Source organism: Micromonospora sp. ALFpr18c (genome assembly GCF_008868155.1).
GTDB lineage: Bacteria > Actinomycetota > Actinomycetes > Mycobacteriales > Micromonosporaceae > Micromonospora.
Window position 1 is genome coordinate 1 of record NZ_WBKR01000228.1, and the last position, 9,452, is coordinate 9,452.

7 protein-coding genes and 1 pseudogene are annotated in these 9,452 nt (G+C 72.0%); 4 read left to right on the top strand and 4 right to left on the bottom strand.

Translation table 11 applies throughout. From position 1 onward, the window contains the following. Positions 1-42: 42 nt before the first annotated feature. Positions 43-834: a hypothetical protein gene (locus F8271_RS27490; protein ID WP_151492757.1), complete on the bottom strand. Its 792-nt coding sequence runs from the start codon at positions 832-834 to the stop codon at positions 43-45. Positions 835-1,005: 171 nt separating this feature from the next. Next, complete coding sequence (locus tag F8271_RS27495; protein ID WP_151492758.1) at positions 1,006-2,334, bottom strand: S1C family serine protease; 1,329 nt, start codon at positions 2,332-2,334, stop codon at positions 1,006-1,008. A 209-nt stretch (positions 2,335-2,543) separates the two neighbouring features. Here F8271_RS27495 and F8271_RS27500 point away from each other — a divergent pair, with 209 nt between their 5' ends. The 4 genes from F8271_RS27500 (at position 2,544) to F8271_RS27515 (ending at position 8,147) form a co-directional block, all read left to right on the top strand. Then, complete coding sequence (locus F8271_RS27500; RefSeq protein WP_151492759.1) at positions 2,544-3,875, top strand: ribonuclease D; 1,332 nt, start codon at positions 2,544-2,546, stop codon at positions 3,873-3,875. A 105-nt stretch (positions 3,876-3,980) separates the two neighbouring features. After that, a complete protein-coding gene (locus F8271_RS27505) occupies positions 3,981-5,177 on the top strand; it encodes a thiolase family protein (protein ID WP_151492760.1) in 1,197 nt (398 codons plus the stop codon). Further along, entirely contained in the window at positions 5,174-7,243 is a 2,070-nt protein-coding gene (locus F8271_RS27510) for a 3-hydroxyacyl-CoA dehydrogenase NAD-binding domain-containing protein (RefSeq protein WP_151492761.1), read from the top strand. The genes F8271_RS27505 and F8271_RS27510 overlap by 4 nt, the downstream gene beginning before the upstream one ends. Positions 7,244-7,412: 169 nt before the next feature. After that, on the top strand, positions 7,413-8,147 hold the full coding sequence (locus F8271_RS27515; protein WP_151492762.1) for a DUF3824 domain-containing protein: 735 nt from the start codon (positions 7,413-7,415) through the stop codon (positions 8,145-8,147). 64 nt (positions 8,148-8,211) lie between these two features. Here F8271_RS27515 and F8271_RS27520 read toward each other — a convergent pair. Both F8271_RS27520 and F8271_RS32655 read right to left on the bottom strand, forming a co-directional pair. Beyond that, positions 8,212-8,632: pseudogene (locus F8271_RS27520) on the bottom strand (VOC family protein). Then, positions 8,629-9,033 carry a VOC family protein gene (locus tag F8271_RS32655; RefSeq protein ID WP_192580487.1) on the bottom strand — a complete coding sequence of 135 codons (405 nt, stop codon included), beginning with the start codon at positions 9,031-9,033 and terminating at the stop codon, positions 8,629-8,631. Before F8271_RS32655 ends, F8271_RS27520 begins: the two are co-directional and overlap by 4 nt. Positions 9,034-9,452: the final 419 nt, after the last annotated feature.

The window sequence follows — 9,452 nt, forward strand, 5'->3', positions numbered from 1 at the left end:
CATGATCGACCGGGTGGCGGGCGGGCGGGGCGGGATGCCCTCTTACAGGTAGTTCTCGGCCTCGTCGCAGACCTTGTCGAGGCCCTTCATCGCGCTGTCGTACGCGCCCTTGTTGCCGGCCGCCGCCGCGCCGAGCGCCGTGGTCAGCTTGTCCAGGCAGCTCGCGATGACCTTCTTCTGCCGGGCCTGCTCGTCACGGTCGTTGCGGGTGCCGGTCAGGTCCTGCTCGGTGTTGTCGAGCTTGTCCTGCATCGCCTGCAGGTCGGTCCTCAGCTTGGCGATCTCGGTGGTGTTGGCCCTGATCGTGCCGTCACGCTGGCTGACCTGACCGGTGAGGCGCTTCTCCGTCCGGTTCAGCTCGCTGTTCTTGGTCACGAACAGCCCGGTCATCACGCCACTGACGACGAAGAGCAGCGCCGCCACCACCGCCAACACCAGCACCGTGCGACTCCGGCCGGCCGGCGGCGCCCCGTACGGCGGCATCCCCGGCGGGGCCGACATCGGCTGCCCGTAGGCCGGGCCGGAGACCGGCGGCGCGGACATCGGCGGGGCGTAGCCGGGGGCGGAAACCGGTGGTCCGGAGACCTGCCCGGCGTACGGCGGGGCGCTGGCCGGGTAGTTGGGCGCGGCCTGCGGGGCGCCGTACGGCGCGGGCTGGGCCGCGCCGTACGGCGGTGCGGACTGACCGGGCGCGTACTGCGGCGGCACCGGCTGGCCCGCCGGGTACTGGACGGTCGGCTCGGCGCCCGCCGAGTACTGGACGGTCGGGTCGCCGGTCGGCGGCGTCGGGGTGGCCGACGGAAGCCCGTCCGGTCCGTTCGATGGCTGGGACATCTCTATTCCTCCAGGTGAGCGGACCACCCGCCGGTGGGCGCGACGGTCCGGGTACAGCGGCGAGATCGTCCGGGTCCGTGGACCCGGGCGGGAACGGGAACGGCCGGTGCCGGCCGTGGGTGGTGGAGCGGAACCGGCACCGACGCCGGACCGTGGGTCAGCAGATCGGGGTCAGCAGATCTTGAAGCCGTCGCAGGCGACCTTGATCGGTACGGCCAGCCCGATGCCCTCGGCGTCGCGCGCCTTGGCGGTGGCGATGCCGACCACCTGCTTGCTGCCGTTGATCACCGGCCCGCCGGAGTTGCCCGGGTTGATCGGAGCGTCGAACTGGATGGACGGCCCGGAGCCGCCCGACGCGGAGCGCAGCGCACTGACCACACCGGTGGTGACGCTGTCCTCCAGACCGAGCGGAGCGCCGACGACGACGATCTGCTGGCCGGACTTCACGGCGGCGGGGGCGGTCACCAGGCCGGTGAACTTTCCGCTGGTCCGCAGCTGAGCCACGTCGTTGGTCTTGTCGACCTTCACGATGGTCGCCGGGAAGCGCTGGTCGGTGCGCTCCAGGAACACCTCGCGGCCACCGCCGTCCCACACCGCCTCGACCACGTGGAAGTTGGTGAACAGGTTCGTCCCGCCGCCGGCCGCCGGCTTGCCGACCGCGAACGCGGTCCCGGTGAACTGGCCGGCCCGGACCCGGAACACGCTGGGCAGCACCGCGCTGGCCACCGCCTCCGGGTTGAACGCGGCGCCGGCCTGCTTCTCCAGCGCCTCCGCCCGCTTCTCCAGAGCGTCGAAGCGGGTGCCGTCGCCGTCCTGGGCCTGCGCCAGCCGCCGGTCGGTGTCGGCGAGCCGGTCGCCGAGGCGGTCGAGCTGGTACGCCTGCACGCCGGCCACCGCCGCCAGGACGACCACGAGCAGCGTGGCGAGCACGACCGGCCAGCGGCGGCGACGCGGTGCCCCGGCGAGCGGCGGCGGTGCGGCACCCGGCCAGCCGGGCTGCGCGGGACCGCCCGGGTGGCCCGCGGTCGCGAACGGCGGCGCACTGGCCGGCCAGCCGGGCTGCGCGGGACCGCCCGGGTGGCCCGCGGTCGCGAACGGCGGCGCACTGGCCGGCCAGCCGGGCTGCTGCGGGTAACCGCCCGGGAAGCTCGGCGCGGGTGACGGGTGGCCGCCAGCGCTCGGCGGCACCGTCGGAGCGCCGGCGCCGTGCGCTGCGGGGTTGCCCGGGGCTGCGTACGGCGCCGGGGCGGCGACGGGGGACGGCTGCGGGCCGCCCCACTGGCCGGTGTTGGGTGCGCCGGACCAGCCGGTACGCGGGGTCGGAACGACCCGGGACGGATCGGCGTCGCCGGTCGGGGCAGCGGACCAGGTCGGCGCGGCACCGGGGTGCGGCTCGATGCGCGATGGCAGTGGCCCCGGCCGCTCGCCGGTCGGCCCGCCCACGCCGTCAGGCTCGGCACCCGCCGGTCGTCCGTCCCCCGAACCGAAGCCAGCCGTCATGATCGTCTTGCCTTCCCGTGGTCTCCCCGTGCCGCCAGCGACCCGCGTGTCACGCGTACCCGGGCCGGCGGCTCGATGGACCGTACCTGCGCGAAAGGGCTTTGTCTCCCCCGATGTCCGGCATCCGAAAGGACACCTTCTGGACACCTGACCGACACGCACCGGACCGGCTGCACCCACCGGATCACCGCGCGCACTAGGGTTGACAGGTGACCGACGAACCACCCCTGCGCCGTCGGCCCGCCGAAGACCTTCCGGGCACCGCCCCCCACCACCCGCCGTCGGCCCAGCCGCAGCCGGCGGGCGAGGGAGCCGACCCGACCGACGGTGGGCCCGTTCCGCTGATCGCCCCGCGTGACGGCACCCCCGATCCGGTGGCCGCGCCGGCCGAGCTTGCCGAGGTCGTGGCCCGTTTCGCGGCCGGCAGCGGCCCGGTCGCCCTGGACGCCGAGCGGGCCTCGGGCTACCGCTACAGCCAACGGGCGTACCTGGTCCAGCTCCGTCGGGCCGGCTCCGGCACGGCGTTGATCGACCCACTGCCGCTGCCCGACCTGAGCGCACTGGACGCGGTGATCGGCGAGGCCGAGTGGGTGCTCCACGCGGCCAGTCAGGATCTGCCCTGCCTCGCCGAGGTGGGGTTGCGTCCGCGCCGTCTGTTCGACACGGAACTGGCCGCTCGGCTGGCCGGATTCGAGCGGGTCGGCCTGGCCGCGCTGACCGAGCAGTTGCTCGGATTCACCCTGGAGAAGCACCACTCGGCGGCCGACTGGTCGAGCCGGCCACTGCCCGAGTCGTGGCTGACCTACGCGGCGCTCGACGTGGAGCTGCTGACCGACCTGCGCGACGCGCTCGCCGCCGAGTTGGCCCGCCAGGGCAAGTCGGCGTGGGCCGCGGAGGAGTTCGCCGCGCTGGTCCGTACCGGCGCACGCCCGCCCCGGGTCCGCGCGGAGCCCTGGCGACGCACCTCGGGCATCCACCGGGTACGCGGGGCGCGGGCTCAGGCCCGGGTGCGCTCGATGTGGTACGCCCGGGACCAGATCGCGGCCCGTCGGGACTCGGCGCCCGGTCGGGTGCTGCCCGACTCGGCGATCATCGCCGCCGCCGAGCTGGATCCGAAGGACGAGAAGACGCTGCTGACGCTGCCCGGTTTCGGCGGTCGATCGGTACGCCGGTTGGCTCGCACCTGGCTGGCCGCACTCGACGACGCCCGGCAGTTGCCGGACGACCAGCTGCCGGTGACGCCGACGGTGGAGGGTCCACCTCCGCCGCACCGGTGGGCCGAACGGGATCCGGTGGCGGCCGGTCGGCTCGCCCGTTCCCGGGAGGTGGTGGTCCGCATCGCCGGCGAGCACAATCTGCCTCCGGAGAACCTGATCACCCCGGATTCGGTCCGGCGGCTGGCGTGGACTCCGCCGGAGGACGTCACCGAGGACACGGTGGCGGAGACCCTGCGCGGGTTCAACGCCCGCGAATGGCAGATCGCCCTCCTCGCCCCCGACCTGGCCGAGGCCCTCTCGCCGACCCAGCCAGCCCAGGGGTAGGACCCCGGCCGGTGTGGGGTGGGCCACAGCGGAGGGTCGGGACGGGGCTGGTTACTGGCGAGTAGCATCCGGGGAGAACCTGCCGTGGTCGATTAGGAGGCTCCAGTGCCCCGTGAAGTCCGGGATGTCGTCTTCGTCGACGGCGTCCGCACCCCGTTCGGCAAGGCGGGTGGCATGTACGCCAACACCCGCGCCGACGACCTGGTGATCCGCTGCATCCGTGAACTGCTGCGCCGCAACCCGCAGCTGCCGCCGGAGCGGGTCGAGGAGGTCGCCATCGCGGCCACCACCCAGATCGGCGACCAGGGCCTCACCATCGGCCGCACCGCCGCGCTGCTGTCCGGTCTGCCCAAGACCGTGCCCGGTTTCGCCATCGACCGGATGTGCGCCGGCGCGATGACCGCCGTGACCACCGTCGCCAGCGGCATCGCCATTGGCGCGTACGACGTCGCCATCGCCGGCGGTGTCGAGCACATGGGCCGCCACCCGATGGGTGAGGGCGTCGACCCCAACCCGCGCATCATCGCGGAGAAGCTGGTCGACCCGTCCGCGCTGGTCATGGGCGCCACCGCGGAGAACCTGCACGACCTGGTCCCGCACATCACCAAGGAGCGCACCGACGCGTTCGCGCTCGCCTCGCAGCAGAAGACCGCGAAGGCGTACGCCAACGGCAAGCTCCAGGACGACCTGGTGCCGATGTCCATCCGCGACGCGGAGGGCGGCTGGGGTCTGGCCACGGTGGACGAGGCCCCCCGGGACACCTCGCTGGAGAAGCTCGCCACCCTGAAGACCCCGTTCCGCCCGCACGGCAAGGTCACCGCGGGCAACGCGGCCGGCCTGAACGACGGCGCCACGGCCAGCCTGCTCGCCGACGAGGCCACCGCCCGCGAGCTGGGCCTGCCGGTCGCCATGCGGCTGGTGTCGTTCGGTTTCGTCGGGGTGGAACCGGAGGTGATGGGCGTCGGCCCGATCCCGTCGACGGAGAAGGCGCTGCGCCTCGCCGGGCTCAGCATCGACGACATCGGCCTGTTCGAGCTGAACGAGGCGTTCGCCGTACAGGTGCTCGCCTTCCTCGACCACTTCGGCATCGCCGACGACGACCCGCGGGTCAACCCGTGGGGCGGTGCGATCGCCATCGGTCACCCCCTCGCGTCGTCCGGCGTGCGGCTGATGACCCAGCTGGCACGCCAGTTCGCCGAGCACCCCGAGGTCCGCTACGGCGTCACCGCGATGTGCATCGGTATCGGCATGGGCGGCACGGTCATCTGGGAGAACCCGCACTGGACGGAGGGCGACAAGTGAGCGCACTGGCCGCACCGAACGAGGTCGTCACCAAGGCGCTGCTGCGTCAGGTGAACGTACCCGGGCTGGACCGCCCGGCCGCCCTGATCACGCTGGACAACGGCTTCGACCACACCAAGCCGAACACCTTCGGCCCGGGTGGGCTGGCCAGCCTGGACGAGGCGATCACCGCCGCGCTCGCCGCCGACCCGGCGTTCATCGCGGTCACCGGCAAGCCGTACATCTTCTGCGTGGGCGCGGACATCGTCGGCCTGCCGCAGCTCGCCGACCGTGCGCAGGCGCTGGAGATCGGCCGGCTCGGCCACCGGGTCTTCGCCCGGCTCAAGGACAGCACCGTGCCCACGTTCGCGTTCGTCAACGGCGCGGCGATGGGCGGTGGCCTGGAGTTGGCGCTGCACTGCCACTACCGGACGCTGTCCGGTGGCGCGGCGGCGCTCGCCCTGCCCGAGGTGTCGCTGGGTCTGGTGCCCGGCTGGGGCGGCACCCAGCTGCTGCCGAACCTGATCGGCATCCCCGCCGCCACCCAGGTGATCATCCAGAACCCGCTGACGCAGAACAAGATGCTCAAGCCGAAGCAGGCCGCCGAGCTGGGCATCGCGGACGTGCTGCTGGAGCCGGCGGACTTCCTGGAGCGGTCCCTGGAGTGGGCCGCCGGGGTGGTGCGCGGCCAGGTCACCGTCACCCGGCCCGAGGTCGACAAGGACATGTGGGCCGGCGTGCTCTACTTCGCGCGGGAGACGCTGAACCAGCGGCTGCACGGCGCGGTGCCGGCCGCGTACAAGGCGCTCGACCTGCTGGAGACGGCGAAGGACGCGGATTTCGCGACCGGCACCGCCGCCGAGGACGAGGCCCTCGCGGACCTGGTCTTCTCCGAGGAGCTGCGTAGCGGCCTGTACGCGTTCGACCTGGTGCAGCGGCGCGCCAAACGGCCGGCCGGAGCACCGGACAAGGGCCTGGCCCGCACGATCACCAAGGTCGGCATCGTCGGCGCGGGCCTGATGGCCAGCCAGTTGGCGCTGCTGTTCGCCCGTCGCCTCCAGGTGCCGGTGGTGATGACCGACCTGGACCAGTCCCGGGTGGACAAGGGCGTCGGCTACGTGCACACCCAGATCGAGAAGGCCGTCACCAAGGGCCGGATGGACAAGGGCACCGCCGCCAAGCTGTACGGCCTGGTCAGCGGCACGGTCGACAAGAGCGCCTTCGCGGACGCCGACTTCGTCATCGAGGCGGTCTTCGAGGACCTGGGCGTCAAGAAGCAGGTCTGGGCCGAGCTGGAGAAGATCGTCTCCCCGGAGGCGGTACTCGCCACCAACACCTCCAGCCTGTCCATCACCGAGATGGCCGCCGAGCTGGAGCACCCGGAGCGGGTGGTCGGCTTCCACTTCTTCAACCCGGTGGCCGTGCTGCCGCTGCTGGAGATCGTCCGGGGTGAGCGCACCGACGACGCCACCCTCGCGACCGCGTTCGCGGTGGGCAAGCAGCTCAAGAAGTCGAGCGTGTTGGTCAAGGACGCTCCGGCGTTCGTGGTGAACCGGCTGCTCACCCGCTTCCTGGGCACCGTCTTCGCGGCCGTCGACGCCGGCACCCCGCTGGACGTGGCGAACAGCGCACTGGACCCGCTGGGCCTGCCGATGCGCCCGCTCGCCCTGCTCCAGCTGGTCGGGCCGGCCGTCGCCTACCACGTGGGCGGCACGCTGCACGCCGCCTACCCGGACCGGTTCGGGGTCAGCGAAAATCTCAAGCGGATCGCCGACTCGGGTCAGCCGATCGTGGTCGACGACCAGGTCAACGACGAGGTCGCGAAGCTGCTCGTGGTGGGTGACCAGCCGTTGACCGCCGAGCAGGTACGACAGAACGCGCTGGACGCGCTGGCGCAGGAGATCCGGCTGATGTTGGACGAGGGTGTGGTCGCCGAGGCGCAGGACATCGACCTGTGCATGATCCTCGGTGCTGGTTGGCCGTTCCACCTGGGCGGCGTCACGCCGTACCTGGACCGGACCGGCACCAGCGAGCGGGTCACCGGCCGGCGGATCCTGCCGCGCGGGGCGGCGAGCCTGCCCGCCTGACCGCTCACTGCTTCACCGTCGCGGTGGCCGGACCGTCCCTCCTGGACGGACCGGCCACCGCGATCACGTTTCGGCACCTGCGACGGTCGGGACCTGCGATCGGGGCGACGGGATGTCCTACCACCGGGTTAAGATCACCCGCTTGTCCACCCGAATTTGGAGCTGACTGATGTCCCAGCCGCCGGCCACCCCCTACGGCCCGCCGCACGATTCCCCTCACCCGCCGCAGCAGTCGGGCTTCCCGCAGCAGCAGGGCTTCCCGGCCCCGCAGCCGGGTCAGCCGTACGGCGACCCGAGCGCTCCCGTCGGCCCGCCGCCGGCGAAGAAGTCCAAGGTCGGCAAGATCATCCTGATCGTGCTGGCCGTGGTGCTGGTGCTCTGCCTCGGCGGTGCGGCGATCACCTGGTTCGCGGTCAAGGACGAGGTGGGCGACGTCGTCGACGCCACCAAGACCCGGGTGGTCGCGCCGGCCACCCTCGCCGGCCGGGCGAAGAACACCGACCCGCAGTTGCAGCGCGCCGCCGACGGCATGGTCACCGAGATGAAGTCGACGGTGCAGGGCGAGACCAGCGCCGTGGGCGCCTTCTACGGCGACCCCGCCAAGCAGGACCTCATCATGATCGCTGCCGCGTCGGGGCTGGTCCAGGACCCGAAGAAGGAGATGGATACCTCGGTCACCGAGCTGACCGGTGAGCTGAGCCTGACCAACATGGCGACGATCGAGGCCGGCCCGCTCGGCGGTGAGGCGCGCTGCGGCGACGGCAAGGCCGAGGGCGTGCCGCTCGGCGTCTGCGTGTGGACCGACCGGGGCAGCCAGGGCCTCGTGATCCTGTACTTCAAGTCCGCCGAGCAGGCGAAGGCCGAGTTCACCACGATCCGGGGCGAGATCGAACAGCGCTCCTGATCGGCGGGTAACCGGGGCCCCGGCCACCTTCGGGTGGCCGGGGCCCCGTGCCGTACGTCGACGGTCAGGCCGGTTCGGCGACCACCGCTACGGCCCGAGCCGCTGCCGCCGCCGCCCGTTCGGCCGCGTTACCGAGCACGCAGAACTCGTTGCCCTCCGGGTCGGCGAGCACCACCCAAACCTCCGCCGGTCGGGCTGACGTGATCGGCGACGAGCGTCGCGCCGATGCCGAGCAGCCGCTCGACCTCCTCGGCCCGGCTCCGATCGGCGGGTTGCAGGTCCAGGTGCAGCCGGTTCTTCACCGTCTTGCCCTCGGGCACGGCGAGAAACAGCACCTCCGGGCCGCCCGGCGGCAGGAGCATCGCCTCCGGGTCACCGGGAAGGTCGTCGGGCTGCATCGGGCAGTCGAAGACCTGCGACCAGAAGCCGGCGAGCGCGTACGTGTCGGCACAGTCGATGCTGATGTTGTGGACGATTGAACTCACAGATGTTCCTCCACAGTGGTGGGGACACGCTCCCCGGCGCTGCGGACCACACAGAACTCGTTGCCCTCCGGGTCGGCGAGCACCGCCCAACCGGTCCCGTCGGAGCGGCGTCGGTCGACGACCATGCTGGCACCGAGACCGAGCACCCGCTCGACCTCCTCGTCCCTGGTCCGGTCGACCGGCTCCAGGCAGATGTGCAGCCGATTCTTGGTCACCTTGTCTTCCGGCACCTCTTGGAAGAACAGGTTCGCGGTGGCGTCGTCCGGCGGCAGCAGGGCAGCCTCCGGGTCGCCCGGGAAGTCCTCGGAGTGCCGGGCGTACCCGAGCACCTCGGCCCAGAAGCCCGCCAGGGCGTACGTGTCATGACAGTCAAAGCTAATGTTGCGGATCCGTGGATACACGGGTGTTCCCTCCAGGTTTGGATGGGGACGCTCCGCCTCCGGGACTTCAGCCGACGAGGACCCGGGGTGCGGAGTTATGGTTGCTGGACATCGACGCACCCCCTTTCATCTCGAGCTGACGCCAGCGATCTTGTCACCGGCCGTGCGCCGCGCGCAACCCCCTTCAGCCGGCCGTGGGCACCGGACCGGTCACCGCCGGCGCGTCCCGGTTCGTTCCCGTCCGCCACGCCGGAACGGCTCGACCAGCCCCGGCACGTCGGCTGATCCACCTCGAAACCGGTGTTGCCCACCACTAGGAGCGTGGGTCAGTAACGCTTCGTTCGGGGTGGTCGGTCGTTGACCAGTCGTGGGTAGTGCGAAGACGTTTCGGCGGTTCGATCCGGATCAGATCTTGTTGTTGCCGCCGTCGTTGGACGAGT

What these genes read in the sequence shown, in the direction of transcription:
- F8271_RS27490 (WP_151492757.1), bottom strand. Translation starts at nt 834, where the DNA reads ATGTCCCAGCCATCGAACGGACCGGACGGGCTTCCGTCGGCCACCCCG.
- F8271_RS27495 (WP_151492758.1), bottom strand. Translation starts at nt 2,334, where the DNA reads ATGACGGCTGGCTTCGGTTCGGGGGACGGACGACCGGCGGGTGCCGAG.
- F8271_RS27515 (WP_151492762.1), top strand. Translation starts at nt 7,413, where the DNA reads ATGTCCCAGCCGCCGGCCACCCCCTACGGCCCGCCGCACGATTCCCCT.